This window comes from Stenotrophomonas sp. STEN225, assembly GCF_056756445.1.
In genome coordinates, this window is record NZ_JBRRBV010000024.1 from 1 (window position 1) to 21,411 (window position 21,411).

The following is a 21,411-nucleotide window of genomic DNA, read 5'->3' on the forward strand; positions in this document are numbered from 1 at the left end:
GATGGCGCCATCGAGCTTACAGGGACGTACTTGCAGCGTCCCCTGCATGGCCCACCCGCCCGGCCAAACACGCGATCCGCTCTACGCGACCAACCACGAGGGGCTCAGCCGTTCGCCGCCAACTCAACATCCAGCGCGCGCAGGCGATCCACCGTGCCGACGTCGGTCCAGCGCCCGCGATGGTGCTGCCCCATCATCAATCCCTGCGCCATGAAGTGCTTCTGCAGTGGCACCACCGAGAACTTCGGCGGCAGCCGCTCGCTGCCCGGCGCATCACCAATCACCGTGCGCCAGTCGGCCACGATTGAAGGGCGGTACACGCCGATGCCGGCATAGGTCAGGCACGGTCCTTCGCGGTCATGGTGCAGCAGGCCCTGTGTGTCCAGCCGGTAATCACCGTGCGGATGCTGCGTGGGGTTGTCGACCAGCACCAGATGCGCCTGGCCCCGCGGCTCGCGCGGTAGTGTGGCGAAATCGAAATCGGTCCAGATGTCGCCGTTGACCACCAGGAACGGATCCTCACCCAGTGCCGGCAGAGCATTGAGAATGCCTCCGCCGGTCTCCAGCGGGGTATCGCCTTCATGCATGAAGTGCAGGCGCACACCCCATCGGCTGCCATCGCCGAGCATCGCCGGGAATTGTTCCGCCAGCCACGCGGTATTGACCACGATATCGCGCACGCCGCAGGCGGCCAGGCGCTCCAGGTGCCAGACGATCAGCGGCTTGCCGGCCACTGCGAGCAGCGGCTTGGGTGTGTGCAGGGTCAGCGGGCGCATGCGTTCGCCCAGGCCGGCGGCGAAGATCAGCGCCTTCATCGGGCCACGCGCATCGGTGTGCCGAGCTCGGCCAGCGCCGGCTTGATGCGTGTGTCCAGCAGCTGCCGCAGGGGGGTCAGCTCGCGGTAGCGCGGCAGTACTTCGTCCAGATAGGTGATGAAGCGCGGCGCATCGTCCAGGTAATGACCCTTGTTGTCGCGGTAACGCAGGCGGCAGAACAGGCCCAGGATCTTCACGTGGCGCTGGATGCCCATCCAGTCCGCGTCACGCAGGAAGGTCGCACGGTCGGGCACCGGCAGGCCCGCAGCGTGCGCGCGCGCGTGGTACTGCGCGAGCCACTCGTCCACGCGCTGCAGCGGCCAGCTCAGGAACGCGTCCTTGAACAGGCTCACGGCATCGTAGGCGATCGGGCCCCGCACCAGATCCTGGAAATCCAGCACGGCCGGACCGTCGGCAACGGGCATCAGATTGCGCGGCATGTAGTCGCGGTGGGTCATCAGCTGCGCCTGGCCCAGTGCGTTGTCCATCAACCGGCGATGGACCAGCTGCAGGCCCTCGATTTCGCCGCAGTCCAGCTGCAGGTTGAGATGGCGCTGCAGGAACCATTCGTCGAACAGGCCGGCATCGCGCTGCAGCAGGGCTTCGCCGAACTGGCCGAAGTCGGCCGGCACCGGGATCGCCTGCAGGCGCAGCAGCTGATCGATGGCGCGGCCGAACCATTCATCGGCGTTGCGCTCGTCGAGGATTCTCGCCAGGGTAGGACCGCCGAGATCCTCCAGCAGCAGGAAGCCGGCGTCCAGATCCTGCGCAAGCAGGGCCGGCACACGCAGGCCATGGTCGTGCAGCAGGCCGCGCATGCGCAGCCAGGGGCGGGGGTCTTCCAGTCCCGGCGGAGCATCCATCACGATGTGGCTGCCGCGTGTACCGGTGACGCGCCAGTAGCTGCGCATGCCCGCATCGACCGAGGCACGTTCAACCACGGCCTGTGCATCGCCAAGCTGGATACGGGCCCACTGCAGTCGCTGCGCGCTGCGCTGGGGATCGGAGGCGGGTTCGGTCATGCGGGCATATCCGGGCGCGCGGGGCGCGCCGACGTCGGGGACAGGAGGGAAAGGTGGGGCCGTTTCAGCGGCGACCGCTGAACAGGCGCAGGATCGCCAGCACGGCCACCGCGCCGACCACGGCGCCGAGGAATCCAGCCGGTTCGCCCGGGGCGTACCAGCCCATGTACTGACCAAACCAGCCGGCCAGCAGGGCACCGAGGATGCCCAGCACGATGGTCAGCAGGCAGCCCATGCGGTTGTTGCCCGGCATGAAGAAGCGCCCGAGCAGGCCGACGAAGAAGCCGACCAGCAGGATGTACAGCCAGCTGCTGCTGCCGAACAGACCATTCATGCGTGTGCGTTCCGCTTGAGAAGAACGCAGCCTAGCAAGGCCGGGCTGCGTCCGTCACGGTGTGCCGGATCAGCAGCAGCCGTGGTCGCCATGGCGCGTGCCGCTGTCGGCGGCCACCGGCGAACCACTGGTCTCGCCACGCAGGCTGGCGGCGTAGTGCTCGCTGATCACCTTGGACACGCAGGCGGTGACCTTCTTGCCCATCGGAATGTGCAGGAACTCGTTCGGGCCGTGCGCGTTCGAGTGCGGGCCAAGCACGCCGGTGATCATGAACTGGGCACCGGGGAACTTCTCGCCCAGCATGCCCATGAACGGAATCGAGCCGCCTTCGCCCATGTACATCGCCGGCTTGCCGAAGAAGGTCTGGCTGGCTTCGTCGATGGCCTTGGTCAGCCACGGCGCCATGGCCGGGGCATTCCAGCCGGTGGAGGCCTTTTCCAGATCCAGGGTGACCTGCGCGCCGTTCGGCGGATCGCGCAGCAGCGCTTCTTTCAGCAGCTCGCCGCAGGTCTTGCCATCGGCGGTGGGCGGCAGGCGCAGCGACAGCTTCACCGAGGTCTGCGGGCGCAGCACGTTGCCGGCCGATTCCAGCGGCGGCATGCCGCCGATTCCGGTGACCGACAACGCCGGGCGCCAGGTGCGGTTGAGCACCAGCTCGGTGAGGTCTTCGTTCATCGGGCGCAGGCCATCGACCAGCGGGAACTTCTCGAAGATGGCCGTATCGACCACTTCGGCGGCACGCTTGGCCTGTTCCTGGCGCTCGGCCGGGATTTCCACGTTCATGCCGTCGATCAGGATGCGGCCGGTGTCCTGGTCCTCGATGCGCGACAGCAGCTGGCGCAGCAGGCGGAAGCTGGACGGCACCACGCCGGAGGCATCGCCGGAATGCACGCCTTCGTTGAGCACCTTGACGGTGAAGTTGCCCCCGGTGAGACCGCGCAGCGACGTGGTGCACCAGAGCTGGTCGTAGTTGGCGCAGCCCGAATCCAGGCAGACCACCAGCGACGGCTTGCCGATGCGGTCGGCCAGATGGTCCACGTAGGCGGGCAGGTCGTAACTGCCGGACTCTTCACAGGCTTCGATCAGGACCACGCAGCGCGCGTGCGGCAGGCCCTGGGCCTGCAGGGCCAGCACGGCGGCCAGCGAACCGAAGATCGCGTAGCCATCGTCGGCGCCGCCGCGGCCATAGAGCTTGTCGCCACGCAGGACCGGGGTCCACGGGCCCAGGTCGTCGTCCCAGCCGGTCATTTCCGGCTGCTTGTCCAGGTGCCCGTAGAGCAGGATGGTGTCGTCGCCGGTTTCACTGCCGGTGGCGGGAATTTCCAGAAGAATCAGCGGGGTACGGCCTTCCAGGCGGACCACTTCGACCTTCAGGCCCGGCAGCTCCTGTGCCTTGGCCCAGGTCTCCATCAGGGTGACCGCCTGTTCCATGTAGCCGTTCTGCACCCAATTGGCGTCGAACATCGGCGACTTGTTGGGAATGCGGATGTAGTCGACCAACTGCGGGACGATTTCGCTGTCCCACTTGTCATTCACGAATTGGCCGAGCTTGGCGCTGTCCATCTGAAACTCCGGTTGCATGGCTGATCCAGCCATTCTACGCCTGCGCCGGGGGTAGGGTTTTTCCTACATCACGTCGGGTATTTGGCTGGCTTTTAGAAATCCACGAAACCGATAGTCTGTGTGTATGTGGTGACGGACACTGTTCCTACCGACGGGATTGCCGGTCGGGGCGGCCAGAACCACAAGGAGTTATACGTCGTGCCTTGGTTAGTCGTGTTGAGGGCACTGGTACTGGCAATGGGGATCGCAGGGGCGCATGCCGCCGAACCGATCGACATCAACCGGGCCGATGTCCAGGCGCTGCAGCAGGGATTGACGATGGTCGGAGCCAGGAAGGCTGCGGCGATCGTCGAGCACCGGCGCAGACACGGGCCCTTCAAGCGCGTCGAGGATCTGACGCAGGTGAAGGGGATAGGGACAGTGATCGTCGAACGGAATCGACAGCGGATCACCGTAGGCGACAGGCTGTTGCCCGCGGATCCGGTACCCGGATCGGTACCGGTGCGGACCGTACCAAGGCGTTGACAACAGGAATCGTCGGGACCCGCAGGAGGCCGGTCCACCGGGCACCGCCAGGGAGGCTGTGTTCACCGACCGTCGCAGGATGCGGCACCAATCACCAGGACGGTGGCATCACAGACCTGTGGAAGGGGCTGAGATACAAGCAGGACAGACGCGGCCGCGTGCAGGATGCAACGCCACCCCCACTTCGCAGGACGCGCGGGGGAGGCAGCAGGCCGACAAGGACGTGACGATTGCCCGGTACGACACAGGGTTGTGTCGCCGGGCATTCTCTTTTGGCGCGTTCGCTACGGCGCGATGGTGTACGGTGACCGCTTCGCATGGAATGGAACCTCCGCTGGATGCGTCTGCACCGTCCGTCCCTGATGCTCTCCCTTGTCCTGGCACTGCCGCTGACCGTGCAGGCCGGGCCGCCGTCTTCGCACTCGACCGACCCGTCCGGGCCGGTGGCCGCCGAACGCGGGCCTACTGATCTCAAGCCGGGCGAATTCCTCTGGCATCCGGAGATTTCCCCGGCCGGCCCGATCGTGCTGGTCGTCAGTCTGGACGAGCAGCGCGCCTACGTGTATCGCAACGGGATCGCCATCGGGCTGACCACGATCAGTTCGGGCAAGGCGGGACACGAGACGCCGACCGGGGTGTTCACGATCCTGCAGAAGGACAAGGACCACCGCTCCAACCTCTATAACAGCGCACCGATGCCGTACATGCAGCGGCTGACCTGGGACGGCATCGCCCTGCATGGCGGCAGCCTGCCGGGGCATCCGGCCTCGCATGGATGCGTACGGCTGCCCCAGGCGTTCGCGCAGAAGCTGTTCAGCGAGACCCGGCGCGGCGATACGGTGGTGGTGGCCGATGCCAAGAGCGCGCCGATGACGCTGGCCTATCCCGCCGTACTGGCGCCAGTCAACGCGCGCGGCGAGGCCCTGCCCGAGACCACCGACGGCAGTGTGGCGGCGGCCTGGTGGAACGACAGCGCGGCGCCGGCCGGGCAGGTCGGCATCCTGGTCAGCCTGCACGACCAGCGGCTGTACGTCCTGCGCGACGGCGTGATGATTGGCGAATCGCCGCTGAAAGCCGACGCGCTGCCAGCCTTCCAGGGCACCACGCTGTTCGTGATGGGGCAGGGCTACAGCGATGTTCCCAGCCCGCTCGATGCGAAGCAGCGCCTGCATCAATGGACGGCCTATCCGTTGCTGGGCCAGGACCGTGCGCATGCGACCCCGGACCTGTTGGCCACGCCGTCGCTGCCATTGGCGCTGCCGGCCGATTTCGCCCGCCAGCTGTACCAGGTGCTGGTGCCGGGCACGACGCTGCTGGTGACCTCGCTGCCCGCCGTGCGCCCAAGCCCGGCTGAATCCGGCCTGCAGCCGGTCTTGGAATCCGAGCCGGCAGGGTCCACTCTCACAGGCAACTGAGTCCTGTGTCCCGTCCATGACCGCATCCCGCCTGTGCCGGCTGGCCACGCTTGGCCTGCTGGCAACCTCGGCCAGCGCACCCGCGTTGGCGCAGACGCCCGCCATCGCGACCCGTGCCGAGGATCTGGCCGCCCTGCTGGCACGCACCGCGCCGAAGGCCGATCGCCATGTGCTGCAGCTGGCGGCGCAGGCCATGCGCTGCGCCCTGTTGCGACCGGAGCTGGGCATCAGCGGCGAACGCCTGAGCGTGATCGACTATTCGCGGCCCTCCACCGAGCCGCGCCTGTGGGTGTTCGACCTGGCGCAGCAGCGGCTGTTGTTCGAGGAATGGGTGGCGCACGGCCGCAACAGTGGTGAGAACCGGACCGAGCATTTTTCCAATCGCGACGGCAGTTACATGTCCAGCCTCGGTGTGTTCACCGCGCAGGAAACCTACATGGGCGGCAACGGCTACTCATTGCGGCTGGCCGGGCTGGAACCGGGCTTCAACGACCGCGCGCGCGAGCGTGCGATCGTCATTCATGGCGCCCCCTACGTGAATCCGGCGACCGCCCAGCTGCAGGGTCGGCTGGGCCGCAGCCTGGGGTGTCCGGCGGTGCGGCTGTCGGTGGCCAGGCCGCTGATCGACGCGTTGCGTGGTGGCACGATGGTGTTCGCCTATTACCCCGACCAGGACTGGCTGAAGCATTCGCAGCTGCTGGGTGGCCAGTGCGGCGCGCAGGGTACGGTCGCCACGCGCTGATGCGCGATTGCACGTGGCGTGGTGCAATGCAGGCATGGATATCGATGCGCTGCTGAAGACTCCGAGCCAGGTGATTGCCCGCCTGGATTACCGCCGCGAACGCTGGCGCAATGGCCTGGGCTGGACCCGCGAAATCCTGCGGCTGCCGGTGCACGGGGACGACTGGGCCCTGCGCCTGTCCGTGGCGGAGATCGAGCAGGATGCCGCGTTCTCCGCATTTCCGGGCGTGGAGCGCGAACTGGTGCTGCTGCAGGGCAACGGTGTGCGCCTGCGCTTCGCCGATGGCCGGGTGGCGGAGGTGCTGCCGCCGCATGGTCGCGTGCGCTTTGCCGGCGAGGAGGCACTGCACGGCGAACTGGTCGATGGCACCACCCATGATTTCAACCTGATGTGGAAGCGCGGGCAGTTGCACGCCGAGCTGCTGCACCGGCCGCTGGTGGGGTCGATGTTCTTCTTCTGCGAGCCAGGCGTGGCCTGGGCGCTGCACCTGCTGGCGGGTGAGGCCGGCTTTGCCGAGGACAGTGGCTTGCCGCCGATGCAGGCAGGCGACACTGCATGGCTGGCGGCCGGCGAGCGCCAGCGGCATGCGCTGCAGGGCAGTGGCGAGCTGCTGGCGATACGGTTGAGCGCCGCGGACTGATGATTCGCATGCGCCGATGGGCATCATCCGCGCATGCGCTGGGCGCTGCCTGGGCTAATACACATCACGGCGGTAACGGCCGGCCACCAGCAGGGCCTCCTTGCCGTCGGTACCCAGCACCTGCTCGATGACCGCATCCACGGCTGGCGCCATGCCCTGCAGGCTGCCGCAGACCAGGATCGTGGCACCTTCATCGACCCATTGCCGCAGCGTTGCCGCCTCCGCCAGCAGGCGGTCCTGCACGTAACGGTGGCTGCCGCCGTCACGGCTGAACACCGTATCCAGACGCTGCAGCGTGCCGGCCGCCAGCATCGCCCGCAGTTCGTCACCGAAATGGAAGTCGTGCGCGGCCGAGCGCTCGCCGAACAGCAGCCAGGTGCGGTGCGCGCCGACGGCCGCGCGCTCATGCAGGTGTGCACGCAGGCTGGCGATGCCCGTGCCATTGCCGATCAGCATCAGCGGCGCCGCAACGGCGGCACCGTGGAAGTTGTCGTTGCGGCGCAGGCGCAGTTGTACCGGCTCGCCGATGACGGCGTGGTCGCACAGCCAGGCACTGCCGATGCCGGGCGTGCCATCGGCACGCAGCTGCCGGCGCACCAGCAGTTCCACCGCACCATCCTCCATCACCGAAGCGATGGAGTACTCACGATGCGGCAGCGGCTGCAGGGCCGCCAGCAGGGCGGGCAGATCACCCGGTGGCACCAGTGAGGGCAGGTGCGAGCGTTCGACACGGGCCAGCAGCGTCTGGCCGTCCTCGAGCACCGTCTGCGGATCGAAACCCTGTGATTCCAGCCAGGCCCGCGCGCTGTGCCGCGCGTGCTGCGGGCCGATCTCGGCAATGTCGCCGGCCTGCCAGCGCACGCCGTCGATGGCAGGCGCCTGCAGGCGCAGCCAGTACACCGGTCCGCCCTGGCTGCCGGGATTGAGGTGCCGGCGTTGCAGCAGCGTCCACGGCTGATATTCGGCCGGGCTCCAGTCGGGCAGTTCGCTGGCCCCACCGGCAAGTTGTCCGAGCAGTTGCTGCCAGTGCCGCAGTGCAGCGGGATCGGCGTTGTCGACCTCGATGGCGTCGAACAGGGCATGTGCGCCGTGCTGGCGCAGCCAGTCGTCGAGCTGGTGACCGAATGCGCAGAAGTGACCGTAGCTGCGATCACCCAGGGCGAGAACGCCGTACGAAAGATGCTGCAGCGATGACGGCAGGGCCATCATATGGCGCAGGAAGGGCACTGCATGATCGGGCGGGTCGCCTTCGCCGGTGGTACTGGCGATGAACAGTGCACGCTGGCTGCCGGCCAGCAACGTGGCGTCGACCTCATGCAGACCGCGCACACGCACCGGCACGCCGGCACCACGCAATGCCTCGGCACTGCGTTCGGCCAGTTCGCGGGCGAAGCCGGTCTGGCTGGACCAGACCAGCAGGATCGGCGCGACGTCGCCAGAGGCAGCATCGTCGCGCGGTCGCCCACGCCACCACAGTGCGGTGCAGACCAGCGCATAGAGCGCGGTGGCGATGATGGCGATCTGCGATTGCCGCGCCGGCGGTGCGCCCTGCCACCAGGCTTCGCCGAGATGCAGTCGCAGCAGCGCCCAGCCGATCAGCGCCAGCAGGATCAGTACAAGCGCGTTGCCGAGCAGCGCGCGCGACGGCCGTGCGCTCATGCGTCCCGCTCGTCGAGCAGGCGCTGGAAGGCGCTGCTGAGAAACTCGTGCGGGCCATCCGCTGCGCGATGCAGGTAGCGTGCGGCCAGTCCTTCGCGTTCGGCCAGCGCCATGCCGTGCTCGCGGCCGAGTACGGTGAGTGCGGTGGCCCAGGCATCAGCATGCATCGCGTCGTCGGCGACCACCGTCACCGCCGCTGCAACCTGGCGTACCGGCCTGCCGGTGCGCGGGTCGAGGCTGTGGCTGTAGGCCTCGCCATCGGCCTGAAAGTGATGCCAGCGATCGCCGGAGGTAGCGACCGCCTTGCCGTCCAGCGCCAGCACCCGCGGTGGTGTTTTGGCGTGCGCGTCTTCTTCCGGCGCAGATTCCACCAGCACGCGCCACCGTTGGCCATCGGGCTTGCGGCCGTAGCCGGCCAGTTCGCCACCGACCTCGATCAGTGCAGCAGCGATGCCCTGATCGCGCAGCCACGCGGCCACGTGATCGACGCCGAACCCCTTGGCGATCGCAGAGAGATCCAGTTCCAGTCCGCCGGGTTGCAGCAGCGCATCGCCGCGCCATTGCAACCGCTGCCAACCGCAGCGCTCGCGCGTGGCCTGCACGGCGGCGGCATCGGGTTGGCGGCGTTCGCCGGCATGTGCACCGAAACCCCACAGTGCCACCAGCGGGCCGATGGTGGGATCGAACGCACCGTCGCTGGCGGCAGCGATGGACTGCGCGCAGGACAGGACGTGACGGGTTTCGGCAGGCAGGGTGCACCACTGGCCTGCATCGGCGCTGTTGTAGCGGCTGAGGTCCGAGCCGGCGTCCCACGTACTCATCTGGGCGACCACATCATCCAGGCGCGCCTGGATGCCGGCGTGCAGCGGGTGCAGGTCGCGCTGGCGCGGCGCGACCAGCGACACGCTCCAGGTGGTGCCCATGGTGGTGCCGCCGAGGCGGGCGATGTCGAGCAGGGAATCGGTCATGACGGGGCGTGGCGGCTGCGATGCCGGGGCGTGCCCGGCATCGCGGTCCCCATTACTGCGGCAGCACTTCCAGCGTGGCCACGTAGCTCAGGCGACGCTTGGCGGCCTGCTTCACCGAGGTCTTGTTGTCTTCAGTGCCGGTTTCCAGCCAGTACATGCCGGCTTCCGGCCAGGTCACCTTGATTTCGCCCTTGGCGTCGCTGGTCACCTTCAGTTCGTCCTGCGCGTTGCGGTAGCGGGTGGCGCCGCGCACGATCTCGAAGGCAAGGCCAGCCGTCGGCTTGCCGTCGACCAGCACGCGGAAAGTGGCTTCCTCGCCGGCGAACAGGTCGTTCGGGTGACCGACCGCAACCAGCTCGATGCCGCGGTTGGTCGGCTTCAGTGCGGTATCGTTCGGCGCGCCATTGGTCACGAACGTCTCCACGCGGCCGACCGACTGGCTCACTTCCAGCTTCTCCGCGTCCTTGGGCAGTTCGCCGAAAGTGGCCACGCTGCCGCGCCAGCGCTTGCGCTCGCCGTTCTGTTCGTAGGTGGCGAACAGGCCGTCATTGACCGAAGCGATGCGGTAAGTGCCCTGCTGCTTCAGCTCCAGATCGAACACGCTGCGGTACTTGCCGGTCGAGGCATTCTGCGGCTGCACGCTGCTGCCGTCCGGTGCGGTGATCACCAGCGATTCCAGGCGCAGCGGCACGTGGTTGAAGTAGAACAGGTCGTTGGAGACCGCACCATCAACAGTGATCCACGGCGCATTGCCGGCGATCACGGTCTGCGAGGGCAGCAGCCAAGCCTTGTGCGCGAGTGCGGAAAAGGGAAGGGCAGCGGCCAGAGCGGCGGCGAGGACGAGCGTGCGCTTCATGGGGAAGACTCCAGGGACGTTGGGTGGGTGGGGTCAGAGCCCTCCTGTGGAAGGGATCCGACCCCGGCTCAGGCGGTTACGGTTTGATGGCGAGGGTGACCTGGCCCAGTTCGGTGGCGCCCTGCGCCTTGCCGTTCTGTGCGGCGGTGGCCGGCCAGGTGAAGGGGATCTTCAGCAGTTCGCGGCCACCGACTTCGCGCACCGCTTCCACCACCAGGGTGTAGTTGCCCGGGGCCAGCTGCTTCAGCGCCGGCTGCTTGTCGTTGAACGACAGCGCGTGCTTGCCGGCCGGGCGGGTCGGGCCGGTCACGCCGTCCACCGGCACCTGCAGGGTGCGGCCGCTCTTGCGCCACCACTGGCGCAGGTCGGGCAGCCACTTGGTGCCATGGCCTTCGTTGTTGCTGGTCTGCTGGTACCAGACCGACAGGTTGGCCGCGACTTTCTGGTCGGCGCCTTCCAGCCACACCGCTACGTAGGGACGGTGATACTCGGCGACATTGAGCTTGGGCACCTCGACGTTGATGTCGAGCGTGGCGGCATAGGCCGGCGAGGTGGCCAGCAGGCCGCTGAGGGCGATGGTCAGGGTGACGCGCATGGGGCGGCTCCGGTGAAGGGGATTCGATGGTTCAGTGGATCAGCAGCAGGGCGATCAACAGCGGGATCATCAGGCCGAGGCCGACCAGCGGCCAGGTCATGCGCCGCTGCCGTGCATGCAGGTGCAGCAGGAACAGGCCGGTGATGCAGAACACCAGGCAGGCCACGGCGAACAGGTCCAGGAACCAGCCCCACGCCGGGCCCGCGTTGCGGCCCTTGTGCAGGTCGTTGAGGTAGGACACCACGCCGCGGGAGGTTGATTCGTATTCCACCGCGCCGGTTTCGCGATCGATGCTGAGCCAGGCGTCGCCGCCGGGGCGCGGCAACGACACGTAGATCTCCTCGGCCGACCACTCGGCCGGGCGACCGCCGATGGCGATGCCCAGCTGCGTATCCAGCCATTGCCGGGCCGGGCGGGGGATCGGCGCGTGGCCGTCCTCGCGCGTGCCGAGCTGGACGAGCAGATCGGCCGGCAGTTGCAGCTGCTGGTTCTGCACCTCGGGCTTGGCCTCGATCTTCGCTGCATGGTTGAGGGTCAACCCGGTCACCGCGAACAGCAGCATGCCGATCAGGCACACCGCCGAGCTGATCCAGTGCCACTGGTGCAGCGTCCGCAGCCAGAAGCCGCGGCTCTGTTGCTGCTGCACGTTGGAGGGAACGGAACGGCTCACGACGGGGATTCAGGACGGATGCGGACTGCGCATTACATCATTGATGAGAATAGCTCGCAATTGCGTATCGTTCTGTATCCCGGTACCGGCCAAGGCCGGCACCGGGCAGGGTCGCCTCAGAACCTCGCGTTGAGCGAGATCCAGTAGCTGCGGCGCTGGTCCTTGGTCGCGTAATCGTCCACGCAGCTGAACTCGCTCTGGCTGATCAGCAGGCACGACTGCGAGACGAAGTCCTTGTCGAGCAGGTTGTTGACGCGTGCGTTGACGGTCAGCCATGCGTTGGCCTTCCAGCTGCCGCCAAGGTGGAAGATCGTGTAGTCCTCGTAGACGCGGTCGTGGCTGTTGCCGGCCGCATCGAGGATCGTATCGCGGTAGCGGTCGTAGCGGCCTTCGCCTATCAGCGACAGACTGACCGCGTCGCTGACCTGCCAGTTGAGGCTGGCGTTGGCCATATGCCGGGCCGGCATGGTGCCACTGATCGGCAGTCCCTTCTGCGGGCCACTGGTCTGTTCGCTGCGGGTCCAGGTGTAGTTGCCCCGCAGCTGCAGGGTTTCCAGCAGATCGACGTGCGCGGCCAGTTCGGCGCCACGGGTTTCGGCCTTGTCGATGTTCACGCTCTGGGTGAAGGTGCTGTACCCCAGCGAGGCCCAGCCCGGCCCGATGTCCACGCAGTAGCCGCTGCCGGCCGGAGCCACTTCGCAGTTCGGGAAGGTGCCGCCGCTGGCGATCTTGTCGTCGAACCGGTTGAAGAAGCCGGTCACGTTGAAGCCCCAGCGCTGGCCTTCGTAGTAGGCAGCCAGCTCGTAGTTGGTGCTGGTTTCCGGCTTGAGGTTCGGCGAACCCACCAGCGGCAGCACGCCCTGCCCACCGAAGCCGGTGATGCCCGGGAACAGCTGGTCCGGGCGCGGTGTCTTGTAGCCGGTGCTGACACCGCCCTTGAAGGTCCATGCGTCGCTCGCATTCCACACCAGGTAGCCGCGCGGGCTGACATGGCTGCCGAACACGTTGTGGTCGTCGTAGCGCAGGCCGAAGGTCGCCGTGAGGGTATCGGTCAGTGCCCAGTTGTCCTCCGCGAACAGGGCCCACATGCGGTGCTTCTGCCGGGTGTTGCTGCGGTAGCCGGCGCCATCCATGCCGAACACCCCGTCGACCATATCGGTGTCGTTGTACTGTCCGCCAACGGTCAGTTTGTGCGCGCCGAAATCGAGGTCGAGCATCGTGTCGAGCACGTAACCCTCAAGCTCCATCGTGCGCAGCGGACGTGGCAGGAACGCCTGCAGGCGCGCCATCTCGCTCGGGTCGAGGGCAGACAGCGCATTGCCACGACCGGCCGCGCAGTTGTTGGCGGCGCCGGTGCGGCGGCAGACGTCATTCCACAGCGTCTGCAGGTTGGCGCGCTCGTCCAGGGTCAGTGGCAGCGAACGGCCGAGGTTGCTGCTCTTGCTGTGGGTCAGCGAGGTCTGCCAGGTGCCGAAGCTGTAGCGGCCCTGATGGGTCAGCGATACCTGGTCACGCTCATAGCGCTGGTAGGCGGTGTAGCCCACGCGCGGCTGCACCACGCGGCGGGTGATGGTGCCGCCGCCATCCGGATCGGGGATGACCGCATTGCCGACGCGCCACAGGCTGGCCAGGCTGTCGAGCGTGCCGGTCTGGCCCTCGCTGTTGTCGTACTTCTGCCGCGACACGTCGTAGTCCAGCCACAGTTCGTGGTCGTCATTGACGTGGACGTTCAGGCGCACGCCCGTGTTCCAGTTGGTGTTGGCCACCGACTTGCCGCCACCTCCGAAGCCGATGCTGCGTTCCCACAGGGTGCCATCGGGCAACGGCAGCGCATCCCATTCCGGATTGGACGCCTTCGCATCGTAGTAGCTGCCGCGCACGGACAGGCCCAGGCGGTCCTTCAGCAGCGGACCACTCAGGTACACGTCGGTGCTGCGGGCATCGCCGAACTGGTCGTCCTGCTGCACGGTGAAGCCCTGGGTCAGCGCGCCGTGCCAGCTGTCCTGGTTGCGGCGGGTGATGATGTTGATGACACCGCCCATCGCATCCGAGCCGTACAGCGTGGACATCGGGCCGCGCACCACTTCGATGCGCTCGATCGCATCCAGCGGCGGCAGGTAGGAGAACTGTCCGCCACCGAAGTTGTTGGGATACAGCTGGCCGACGTTGCTCTGGCGGCGGCCGTCGATCAGTACCAGGGTGTATTCCGAGGGCAGGCCACGCATGGAGACGGTGGCGCGGCCATTCTTGTCGGTGGCTTCCAGGCCGACGTCGATGCCTTCCACATCGCGCAGCGCATCGACCAGGCTGGTGTAGGGGCGCTTGCTCAGTTCCTCGCGGCTGACCACGCTGATGCTGGCCGGGGCATCGGTGATCTTCTGTTCGAAGCCGGAGGCGGTGACGACCACCTTGTCCAGGGTCTGCGGCGCTCCGGCGATCTCTGCATGGGCGAAAGCTGGGGCCGCCATCGCCGCCAGCACGGCGCTGGTCAGCAGGGGGCGGGACAGGGACGAACGGACACGATGGCGCTGGGCCATGGCAGATACCTCGAAGGATGTAAGGCAGCGCGATGCCGGGTGCGGAGCGCGCACGGCAGGCAGGGAAAGCCCGGTCAGGGGCGGCAGGGAAGAAGCAGTCAGCGGCGTGTGGACGCGACCGCGCAGGCGGTCACGTCGGGCCGTGGATCAGGCGAGCGGCGGCGCCTGACCGCGTTGCTGGCGACGCCCGGGCGCGTCGGCCCAAGGCGTGTCCGGAGCGGCCAGTGGCCAGTCCGGGCGCACACCGGACATGGCCGGCGTGACGGGTACGAGTTCAAGTTCGGTACGCAGCCACTGGCTGGCCAGCAGCAGCGGCGGCGCCTTCTCGGCCGCTTTTACCGGGGCGGAGGCACAGCGGCGCAGCTTGGCCGGGGCTTCTTCCTGCAACGGGCCTTCGCCGCCACGTTCTTCCAGCGGCATCTGGAAGGTCATCGCTGTGGCCGGGTGCGGCAGCAGCGGCAGGGTGCCCAGCAGCAACGCCAGCATCGCCACCCATGCCAGCAGGCTGGCCAGCGCGGGACGCTGGCCGCGCATGGCGGTGCCCATCTTGCGATGGATGAGTGGGCGAGGGCGGAGCGGGCGCAGCAAGCGGGGTCCCCAGATGGTTTGTCGGCAGAGGCCGGCATCAACGGGGCGTGATTGTAATGAGAGCTGTTAGCGGATGCAAATGAGAATGATTGCTAAAATGCAGGCGGGTGGCTTGGAGTGGCTCAGACCTCGCTCCAACGTCGCAGCAGGTTGTGATACACGCCGGTCAGCTGCAGCACCGCGTCAGCGTCGCCTCCGGTCTGCCGCAGGCGCTCGATGGACGTGTCCATTTCCCACAGCAGGCGACGCTGCACATCGTCGCGGACCATGCTCTGCACCCAGAAGAACGACGCCACGCGCGCGCCCCGGGTAACAGGATTGACCTGGTGCAGACTGCTGGAGGGATAGACGATCAGGTCGCCGGCCGGCAGCTTCACCTCATGCTCGCCGTAGGTGTCGCTGATGATCAGCTCGCCGCCGTCGTACTCGTCCGGCGCCGACAGGAACAGGGTGCAGGAGATGTCCGAGCGCAGCTGCTCGCCGTTGCCCAGGTTCATCACTGCGCCATCGACGTGGAAGCCGTAGGTGCCGCCGCCGCGGTAGCGGTTGAAGCGTGGGGGGAGGATCTTCAACGGCAGTGCCGCAGCGAAGAACAGCGGGCTGCGCCGCAGTGCGGCGAGCACGCCGGCACCCAGCTCGGCTTTCACTGGTGACGCGTCCGGCAGCTGTTCGTTGTGCTTCACCTGCGCACCCTGGGCACCCACGGTCTCGCGGCCATCGGTCCAGTCGGCGGTGTCCAGTTGCTGGCGGACCTGTGCCACTTCATCAGCGGTGAGCACGTTGGGAATGTGCAGCAGCATGGTGTTGCCTCGTCGTTGCGCGGGGGAGCCGGGCTCCCCCGCGCCAGGACATCAGAAGCGGATGTCCGCGCTGAGCAGGAAGGTGCGCGGGGCACCCGGGGTGTAACGGTAGCCGCTCTTGTTGATGCTGGCCACGTAGGCCTTGTCGAACAGGTTGTAGCCGTTCAAGCGCAGCGAGATGTTCTCGTTGACCGCCCACGACACCACGGCGTCGTACACCACATAGGACTTGGTGAATGACGGCGTGCCGACAGCACCGTCGGTGCCACGATGCATGCCGGCGGCGTAGCGCACGCCACCCCCGACGGTGATGCCGTGGGCCAGCGTGTAGCTGGTCCAGCCGGTGAACGTATCGTCCGGCGTGTACGTCAGGTTGGTGGTGCCGTCGGCAGCGACCTTGGCGCCTTCCTTCACTTCGGTGTCGAGGTGGCTGAAGCCGGCCGACACCGACCAGTTGTCGGTCAGGCGGCCCACGGCGGACAGCTCCACGCCCTTCACGCGCTTGCTGCCGGTCTGGGTCGGGTTGCCGGCCTCGTCGAGCACGGTGGTATTGATCTCGTTGTCGACGTCGGTCTGGAACAACGCCAGGTTGACGGCCAGTGCATCCTCCAGGAATGCCCACTTGCTGCCGACCTCGAAGGTCTTGGCCTTCTGCGGGTCCAGCTTGGGGTTGTCGGCGCTGCTGGCCGAGCTGCTCAGCTGGAAGTTGGCACCGCCCGGGGGCTGCTGCGAGATCGCGTAGTTGGCATACACGCTGACCGTGTCGCCCACCTTGTACAGCGCGCCCAGCTTCCAGTTCAACAGAGTGTCGGAGGCCTCCAGCGTGGGGTTGCGCAGCACGGTGCCGGCCGGATTGCTGCCGCAGGCGGGACCACTCCGGCCGCCGCAGACCGAGGCGCTGGCGTACTCGGTCTTGTAGTGGTCGGCACGCACGCCGGCAGTCAGCAGGAAGCTGTCGCCGAATGCCAGCGTGTCGAACAGATATGCCGAGGAGGTGGTGGTCTTGCCGTGGGCATCGGCGCCGTTATGTGCCCAGGTCAGCCCGGTCACGTTCCAGTCCGGGTCGTAGAGGTTCGCGGCAGGCCAGCTGGTGCCGCCGGTGGCCGCCTGGCCGTAGCTGTCCAGTTCTTCGCGGGTGAACTCCAGGCCTGCGCTCAGGGCATGGCCGATGGCGCCGGTGCTGAAGTCGGCCCGCAGGTTCAACTGGTCGGTCAGAATGGTGTTGCGCTGGTCCTTGAAGGTCGGCAGGCTGCGCGCGATCGTGTAGGTCGAACGATCGGCGGAGTTGGTGTAGCCGATGTTGCCGGTCGGACGACCATTGGCGCCGAGCGCGCCGGTACCCATGAAGGCGGTGAGCAGGTAGTCCTGCTCGGTGCGGCCCCAACGCGCGGTGTTGGTCAGGCGCACGCTGTCGTTGAAATCATGTTCGAAGCGGAACGTGGCCATCTTCGCGGTCACGTCGTCGTGGTCGGCACGGGTGCCGTAGAAGTTCTCCGGATCCACCGGATGCCCGGCCAGCGCTTCGAGCGTCGGCTGCGGCGTCCAGCCCGGCAGCCCCAGGGTCGGCACGCCGCCGTCGGGGACGTTGTCCTGCTTCACGTACAGCAGGTTGAGGTAGTAGCGGGTGGCCGTGCCCAGGCCGAACGCCAGCGACGGGGCCAGGCCCCAGCGCTTGTTCTGCACGTGATCGCGTCCGGGCTGGTCGCTGTCCTGCCACATCGCGTTGACGCGCAGCGCACTGGTCGCACCCAGCGACTGGTTCCAGTCACCGGTCGTCCGGCGTTGGTGGTCACTGCCCAGCGAAACGCTGGCCGACGTGGCGTCCTGCAGGGTCGCCTGCTTGCTCACCAGGTTGATGGCACCGGTCGGCGCCGAGCGACCATTGTCGGTCCCTGCCGGCCCCTTGGTCACTTCCACCTGTTCGATGTTGAACACGTCGCGCGAGATCGAGCCGAGGTCGCGCACGCCATCGACGAACAGGCTGTTGGAGGTGTCGAAGCCGCGCATGAACAGCGCATCGCCGGTGGTGGTGTTGCCGTTCTCGCCGGCATAGAAGGTGCCCACGCCCGGGCTGTTGCGCAGCGCTTCGGTCAGGGTGGTGGCGCCCTGCTGGTTGAACAGGTCGCTGGTGATGACCTGGATGGTCTGCGGGGTGTCCTGCAGCCGCTGGGTGAACTTCGGCGAGGCGACCTTGTCGGCCTTGTAGCCATGTGTGGCGTGCACGTCGATCTTGTCCAGCGTGCGGGCATTGTCGGTCGCTTCGGCGTGGGCCAGCGCGGGCAGCGTGGCCAGGCCGAGGCCGGCGGCCAGGCTGGCGGTCGCCAACGGCAGGTTGCGGAGTGGGGAGGCGTGCTTGCGGCTCTTGATCGGGTTCATGGGTCTGGGTGGGTAGCGGGACAGGAACGATCCGCCGGTGCCGGATGACGGCGCGGCAGGCAGGATCGGAAGCGGACTCGAAGCGGGATCGGAGGTGGAGGTCCGGCAAGCGCCGGACGCCCGGGCGCGGCCGGGGAGAGCGTCAGCTCAGCAGGGACGGAGGCGCCTGGCCGGGGGGGTAGTGGTAGCGCGACGGGAGCGCAGGGGCCGGGTAGGGTGACGGCGCGGTTGCCGGCACCGGTGGCGGCACCGGAAGCGGGCCACACAACCGCCGCAGCAGCGGGGACTTGATGCTCCGACTGTCATCGGGCTCGGCTTCCACCCGCGGCATGGCCTGCTCGCGGGAAGGCGTGCCAAAAGGCGCTGCGGGCAGGCTGTCCTGCGCCTGCAGCGCCGGCGTGGTGACCAGCGAGTTGCGCGACCCTTCATGCAGCGCCGACCATCCCAGCAGCAGTGCCAGCAGCAGCGCAGCCAACAGCGGCCCGCCCTTGCGGGCAAGCTGGCAGAGCGTAGCGATGGGCGCGGGCGAGGCCATGGCGCGGCGGTGGGCATTACGAAGATGTTACGTAGAGTAACAGCAACGATAATGATTCGCATCTTCGGTGTTGCGGGAGGCCCGTGTCTGGCTCCTCGCGGCCCTGTGCGCGCCTGCAGGGGCCTTCCCGGGGGCGGGTGTCGTCCCGGTCAGTCTCGGTCGTCGCGGGTCCAGATGGCGTCGTGCTCGCGCTTGACCGGGAACTTGGGGACCGGGCTGTACGCGGGGGCACACAGGGCACGGCCATCACGCACGTCGAAGCGGGCACCGTGCAGCACGCACTCGACGCTGCCTTCGGTGGTGTTGAACTCGCCGGAGGACAACTCGAATTCCTCGTGCGTGCACTGGTCTTCCAGGGCATACAGCTCGCCGTCGAGGTTGAACACCACGATCGGCGTACCGGTAACCTCGTCGAACACGCTCTTCATTTCACCCGGCAGCAGGTCGCTGCCGGCGCAGACGAAGGTCCACGCGTCGCTCATGCGGGGGCTCCCACCAGCGGCTTTTCCAGGATCTCGAAGCGCAGATCGTCGCGCTTGGGAATGCCGAAGCGCTCGTCGCCGTAGGGGAACGGCTTCTTGATGCCGGTGCGGCGGTAGCCACGGCGCTCATAGAAGGCGATCAGTTCGTCGCGCACGTCGATCACGGTCATCTGCATCACCGGCACGCCCCATTCGCGCGCGGCGTGGGCTTCGGCCGCATCCATCAGCTGCTTGCCGACGCCGCCACCCTGCTGGGCCGGATCGACCGAGAACATGCCGAAGTAGCCCTTGCCGTCGACATCGGCGACGTGGGCGCAGGCCACGAGGCGGTCCTCGCGCTCCGCCAGCAGGATGGTCGAGCGGGGCCGGTCGAGGTCGGTCTGGATGCCTTCGGCATCGATGCGGGCGCCGTCCAGCAGGTCGGCTTCGGTGGTCCAGCCGGCCCGGCTGGCGTCACCCCGGTAGGCGGAGGTCACCAGCGAGATGAGGGCGGGGATATCGGCCGACGTAGCGGCGCGGAAGGTCAGGGTGCTCATGGCGCCATTCTAGGTGGGGCGTGGGCCAGGCCGCACGCCCTTCTGCACTGGCGATGCGAGCCGGGGATTCGACCGCCGATGGAAGCACTGTCGTGAACGGAGCCTTGACGCCTTTCGATTCAGTGCGGCCCGGATTGCGCCAATTGTCCTCGTGCCGACCAATCATATTATGGAGAATCAAAATGGAGCGCGAATCACTATAAGGGATGAGGATGCGGTACCAGGTAACGATACGACGCCTCGGAATCGACAATGGGTTCTGACGGGTTGAAGGACAACCTGATGCGAGGCGTGTTGATGAACAACTTCCGGGAAAGTGACTGAAGCAGGGATTTCGATGAATACTGGATTTTTTCTGTCTGCTGTAGTGTCGCTACCGCTTCTGGCCTCTTGCGTGCAGGATCAGGATTGTGTGCTCAAGGTTGCCAATCAGGATCACGATAGTTCTGCATCTCAGAAAATACATGCTGAGATGGATAAAATCATTCGGTCCCGCCCTGTCGCTGGAAAGGGTGAGGTCAACGCGGAATTGGTGGTGTCGCAGCTCGAGCTCTCCCGGGACGGTCGAAGGGATAGAAGGATTTTCTACGTACTAACGGGTGGTGGCGGAAGTTTCTTGGCTGCTTCGACGTGTGATGCTGACGAAGGTCAGTGTGCTTCGGGCATTGTGGAGAGAATGATCGGATTCTGTGAAAGAACATAAATGTGGTGTGCGAAGTCTCGGGAGCGATTCCAGTGAGAAATTCCCCTGTGCTTGGTGGCTTTGGAAGACTGGTCGGTATTCTTGTGGCCGTGCTTTGCCTGTCAGGACTCGCAGCCTGCGATGGAAGGGAGGGGGAGGGGAGTAGGGTCATAAATAACGACCCGGGAAATGTGAGGATAAATCGATATGCGGCGTTGCTTGAGTCCGATTTCGAGGCTTCCGAAAGTGTGCCGGAAACTCAACTCTGTAGGGTGCATTTGATCGACGCTAGGCCATCATTTGATCAGGCGGGGAACGAGAAGCTGAGGATCTATTTCGTCTTGACCAACCATCAAGGTGTCGTCATGTCAGCGGACACCTGTGGACTTCCAGTCGACGAGTGTGTGGCTCTGATCTCCCGGAGGTCAAGGGAGGAATGCCGATTGCCTGATCGTTGGGCGATAGACTGAGCCCGAAGGTGATAATGACCCTCCCGCGATAACAGGGCGATACGATTTTTAGAGAACCCATGCGAGCGGCATTTGGGATTGCCGCTAAGAACGCATTACTCTGGAATTTCCGTGCCAGAGCCATTGCTTGGAGGGCAGTAAGATGTTTCCTATTACCACGGCTTTCCTAATGCTTGTTGCGACTGGCGTGGGATGCGATTGCAGATCCGGTGGCTGGGCACAAGTGGTTCAGAAGACTGAAGCGCTCGTTTTGCACAGGGAGTCATTTAGGGTGTCGAGAGATCCAGTGGGGTCTGAATACGAAGCCGCCTGTGTCAGAATTCGATTCCAGATTGATAAGCGTGGGGAGCCGATCAATGTCAGCATTGACAAGAGCTCTAGAAATAGGGCGATCGATGTTGCTGCTAGAGAAACATTGAAGAAGTTCAGGTTTGAGTTGCCTCAAAGCGATTCTGAGGGAGAATTTGCATTGGTGTTTGACTATCCGTCGAGAGATGCTCCATAAATCGAAAGTCGGAAAGTGATCCAAGATTGGCCCTTGACAGCCTATGGAATACCAGGCCACACATTGCGGGCCTTGTCCTCATTGCGGAGATCGGGT

The 21,411-nt window shown here is 66.3% G+C and carries 21 protein-coding genes; 5 read left to right on the forward strand and 16 right to left on the reverse strand.

Going from position 1 to position 21,411, the window contains the following annotated elements; genetic code table 11:
* Window positions 1–104: 104 nt before the first annotated feature.
* The 4 genes from murU to ACVOJ1_RS17755 form a co-directional block, all read right to left on the reverse strand.
* Window positions 105–815, reverse strand: a complete 711-nt coding sequence (gene murU / locus ACVOJ1_RS17740; protein WP_197600949.1) for an N-acetylmuramate alpha-1-phosphate uridylyltransferase MurU — start codon at window positions 813–815, stop codon at window positions 105–107.
* Window positions 812–1,837: an aminoglycoside phosphotransferase family protein gene (locus tag ACVOJ1_RS17745; protein WP_346480715.1), complete on the reverse strand. Its 1,026-nt coding sequence runs from the start codon at window positions 1,835–1,837 to the stop codon at window positions 812–814. The genes murU and ACVOJ1_RS17745 overlap by 4 nt, the downstream gene beginning before the upstream one ends.
* A gap of 64 nt (window positions 1,838–1,901) precedes the next feature.
* Window positions 1,902–2,171 (reverse strand): GlsB/YeaQ/YmgE family stress response membrane protein, encoded by a 270-nt coding sequence (locus ACVOJ1_RS17750; protein WP_053516629.1) that lies wholly within the window; start codon window positions 2,169–2,171, stop codon window positions 1,902–1,904.
* 69 nt (window positions 2,172–2,240) lie between these two features.
* A complete protein-coding gene (locus ACVOJ1_RS17755) occupies window positions 2,241–3,734 on the reverse strand; it encodes a M20 family metallopeptidase (protein ID WP_053516630.1) in 1,494 nt (497 codons plus the stop codon).
* 198 nt (window positions 3,735–3,932) lie between these two features.
* On the opposite strand from ACVOJ1_RS17755, the gene ACVOJ1_RS17760 reads away from it, so the two are divergent.
* From ACVOJ1_RS17760 to ACVOJ1_RS17775, 4 genes are all read left to right on the forward strand, one after another.
* The gene (locus ACVOJ1_RS17760; RefSeq protein ID WP_229765793.1) at window positions 3,933–4,259 is read left to right on the forward strand and encodes a ComEA family DNA-binding protein; all 327 of its coding nucleotides are present in this window, start codon (window positions 3,933–3,935) and stop codon (window positions 4,257–4,259) included.
* A 338-nt stretch (window positions 4,260–4,597) separates the two neighbouring features.
* Window positions 4,598–5,674 (forward strand): L,D-transpeptidase, encoded by a 1,077-nt coding sequence (locus ACVOJ1_RS17765; RefSeq protein ID WP_346480716.1) that lies wholly within the window; start codon window positions 4,598–4,600, stop codon window positions 5,672–5,674.
* A 16-nt stretch (window positions 5,675–5,690) separates the two neighbouring features.
* On the forward strand, window positions 5,691–6,416 hold the full coding sequence (locus tag ACVOJ1_RS17770) for a murein L,D-transpeptidase catalytic domain family protein (protein WP_346480717.1): 726 nt from the start codon (window positions 5,691–5,693) through the stop codon (window positions 6,414–6,416).
* 34 nt (window positions 6,417–6,450) lie between these two features.
* Entirely contained in the window at window positions 6,451–7,056 is a 606-nt protein-coding gene (locus ACVOJ1_RS17775) for a HutD/Ves family protein (protein WP_346480718.1), read from the forward strand.
* A gap of 54 nt (window positions 7,057–7,110) precedes the next feature.
* Here the strand turns inward: ACVOJ1_RS17775 and ACVOJ1_RS17780 are convergent, their stop codons facing one another.
* The 12 genes from ACVOJ1_RS17780 to ACVOJ1_RS17835 form a co-directional block, all read right to left on the reverse strand.
* The gene (locus tag ACVOJ1_RS17780; RefSeq protein WP_346480719.1) at window positions 7,111–8,715 is read right to left on the reverse strand and encodes a sulfite reductase subunit alpha; all 1,605 of its coding nucleotides are present in this window, start codon (window positions 8,713–8,715) and stop codon (window positions 7,111–7,113) included.
* Entirely contained in the window at window positions 8,712–9,683 is a 972-nt protein-coding gene (locus tag ACVOJ1_RS17785) for an FAD:protein FMN transferase (RefSeq protein WP_262219179.1), read from the reverse strand. The genes ACVOJ1_RS17780 and ACVOJ1_RS17785 overlap by 4 nt, the downstream gene beginning before the upstream one ends.
* 52 nt (window positions 9,684–9,735) lie before the next feature.
* Window positions 9,736–10,539 carry a DUF4198 domain-containing protein gene (locus ACVOJ1_RS17790; RefSeq protein ID WP_262219180.1) on the reverse strand — a complete coding sequence of 268 codons (804 nt, stop codon included), beginning with the start codon at window positions 10,537–10,539 and terminating at the stop codon, window positions 9,736–9,738.
* A 76-nt stretch (window positions 10,540–10,615) separates the two neighbouring features.
* Window positions 10,616–11,134, reverse strand: coding sequence for a DUF2271 domain-containing protein (locus tag ACVOJ1_RS17795; RefSeq protein WP_065174546.1), 519 nt, complete (start codon window positions 11,132–11,134; stop codon window positions 10,616–10,618).
* Window positions 11,135–11,165: 31 nt separating this feature from the next.
* Window positions 11,166–11,804, reverse strand: coding sequence for a PepSY-associated TM helix domain-containing protein (locus ACVOJ1_RS17800; protein ID WP_346480720.1), 639 nt, complete (start codon window positions 11,802–11,804; stop codon window positions 11,166–11,168).
* A gap of 116 nt (window positions 11,805–11,920) precedes the next feature.
* A complete protein-coding gene (locus ACVOJ1_RS17805; protein ID WP_065182422.1) occupies window positions 11,921–14,341 on the reverse strand; it encodes a TonB-dependent receptor domain-containing protein in 2,421 nt (806 codons plus the stop codon).
* A 147-nt stretch (window positions 14,342–14,488) separates the two neighbouring features.
* Window positions 14,489–14,887, reverse strand: a complete 399-nt coding sequence (locus tag ACVOJ1_RS17810) for a hypothetical protein (RefSeq protein ID WP_346480721.1) — start codon at window positions 14,885–14,887, stop codon at window positions 14,489–14,491.
* 164 nt (window positions 14,888–15,051) lie between these two features.
* Window positions 15,052–15,729, reverse strand: coding sequence for a Fe2+-dependent dioxygenase (locus ACVOJ1_RS17815; protein WP_197572164.1), 678 nt, complete (start codon window positions 15,727–15,729; stop codon window positions 15,052–15,054).
* A 51-nt stretch (window positions 15,730–15,780) separates the two neighbouring features.
* The gene (locus ACVOJ1_RS17820; protein ID WP_346480722.1) at window positions 15,781–18,105 is read right to left on the reverse strand and encodes a catecholate siderophore receptor Fiu; all 2,325 of its coding nucleotides are present in this window, start codon (window positions 18,103–18,105) and stop codon (window positions 15,781–15,783) included.
* A 142-nt stretch (window positions 18,106–18,247) separates the two neighbouring features.
* A complete protein-coding gene (locus tag ACVOJ1_RS17825) occupies window positions 18,248–18,640 on the reverse strand; it encodes a hypothetical protein (protein WP_263177761.1) in 393 nt (130 codons plus the stop codon).
* Window positions 18,641–18,789: 149 nt separating this feature from the next.
* Window positions 18,790–19,122, reverse strand: coding sequence for a non-heme iron oxygenase ferredoxin subunit (locus ACVOJ1_RS17830; protein ID WP_053516647.1), 333 nt, complete (start codon window positions 19,120–19,122; stop codon window positions 18,790–18,792).
* Window positions 19,119–19,658, reverse strand: a complete 540-nt coding sequence (locus ACVOJ1_RS17835; RefSeq protein ID WP_263177762.1) for a GNAT family N-acetyltransferase — start codon at window positions 19,656–19,658, stop codon at window positions 19,119–19,121. The genes ACVOJ1_RS17830 and ACVOJ1_RS17835 overlap by 4 nt, the downstream gene beginning before the upstream one ends.
* Window positions 19,659–20,979: 1,321 nt before the next feature.
* Here ACVOJ1_RS17835 and ACVOJ1_RS17840 point away from each other — a divergent pair.
* On the forward strand, window positions 20,980–21,315 hold the full coding sequence (locus tag ACVOJ1_RS17840; RefSeq protein WP_430542980.1) for an energy transducer TonB family protein: 336 nt from the start codon (window positions 20,980–20,982) through the stop codon (window positions 21,313–21,315).
* The last annotated feature ends 96 nt before the right edge of the window (window positions 21,316–21,411 follow it).

Excerpts from the sequence above, each read along its gene's own strand:
- murU (WP_197600949.1), bottom strand. The coding sequence starts at position 815 with ATGAAGGCGCTGATCTTCGCCGCCGGCCTGGGCGAACGCATGCGCCCG.
- ACVOJ1_RS17745 (WP_346480715.1), bottom strand. The coding sequence starts at position 1,837 with ATGACCGAACCCGCCTCCGATCCCCAGCGCAGCGCGCAGCGACTGCAG.
- ACVOJ1_RS17750 (WP_053516629.1), bottom strand. The coding sequence starts at position 2,171 with ATGAATGGTCTGTTCGGCAGCAGCAGCTGGCTGTACATCCTGCTGGTC.
- ACVOJ1_RS17755 (WP_053516630.1), bottom strand. The coding sequence starts at position 3,734 with ATGGACAGCGCCAAGCTCGGCCAATTCGTGAATGACAAGTGGGACAGC.
- ACVOJ1_RS17765 (WP_346480716.1), top strand. The coding sequence starts at position 4,598 with ATGCGTCTGCACCGTCCGTCCCTGATGCTCTCCCTTGTCCTGGCACTG.
- ACVOJ1_RS17770 (WP_346480717.1), top strand. The coding sequence starts at position 5,691 with ATGACCGCATCCCGCCTGTGCCGGCTGGCCACGCTTGGCCTGCTGGCA.
- ACVOJ1_RS17775 (WP_346480718.1), top strand. The coding sequence starts at position 6,451 with ATGGATATCGATGCGCTGCTGAAGACTCCGAGCCAGGTGATTGCCCGC.
- ACVOJ1_RS17780 (WP_346480719.1), bottom strand. The coding sequence starts at position 8,715 with ATGAGCGCACGGCCGTCGCGCGCGCTGCTCGGCAACGCGCTTGTACTG.
- ACVOJ1_RS17785 (WP_262219179.1), bottom strand. The coding sequence starts at position 9,683 with ATGACCGATTCCCTGCTCGACATCGCCCGCCTCGGCGGCACCACCATG.
- ACVOJ1_RS17790 (WP_262219180.1), bottom strand. The coding sequence starts at position 10,539 with ATGAAGCGCACGCTCGTCCTCGCCGCCGCTCTGGCCGCTGCCCTTCCC.
- ACVOJ1_RS17795 (WP_065174546.1), bottom strand. The coding sequence starts at position 11,134 with ATGCGCGTCACCCTGACCATCGCCCTCAGCGGCCTGCTGGCCACCTCG.
- ACVOJ1_RS17805 (WP_065182422.1), bottom strand. The coding sequence starts at position 14,341 with ATGGCCCAGCGCCATCGTGTCCGTTCGTCCCTGTCCCGCCCCCTGCTG.
- ACVOJ1_RS17810 (WP_346480721.1), bottom strand. The coding sequence starts at position 14,887 with ATGGGCACCGCCATGCGCGGCCAGCGTCCCGCGCTGGCCAGCCTGCTG.
- ACVOJ1_RS17815 (WP_197572164.1), bottom strand. The coding sequence starts at position 15,729 with ATGCTGCTGCACATTCCCAACGTGCTCACCGCTGATGAAGTGGCACAG.
- ACVOJ1_RS17820 (WP_346480722.1), bottom strand. The coding sequence starts at position 18,105 with ATGAACCCGATCAAGAGCCGCAAGCACGCCTCCCCACTCCGCAACCTG.
- ACVOJ1_RS17825 (WP_263177761.1), bottom strand. The coding sequence starts at position 18,640 with ATGGCCTCGCCCGCGCCCATCGCTACGCTCTGCCAGCTTGCCCGCAAG.
- ACVOJ1_RS17830 (WP_053516647.1), bottom strand. The coding sequence starts at position 19,122 with ATGAGCGACGCGTGGACCTTCGTCTGCGCCGGCAGCGACCTGCTGCCG.
- ACVOJ1_RS17835 (WP_263177762.1), bottom strand. The coding sequence starts at position 19,658 with ATGAGCACCCTGACCTTCCGCGCCGCTACGTCGGCCGATATCCCCGCC.
- ACVOJ1_RS17840 (WP_430542980.1), top strand. The coding sequence starts at position 20,980 with ATGCTTGTTGCGACTGGCGTGGGATGCGATTGCAGATCCGGTGGCTGG.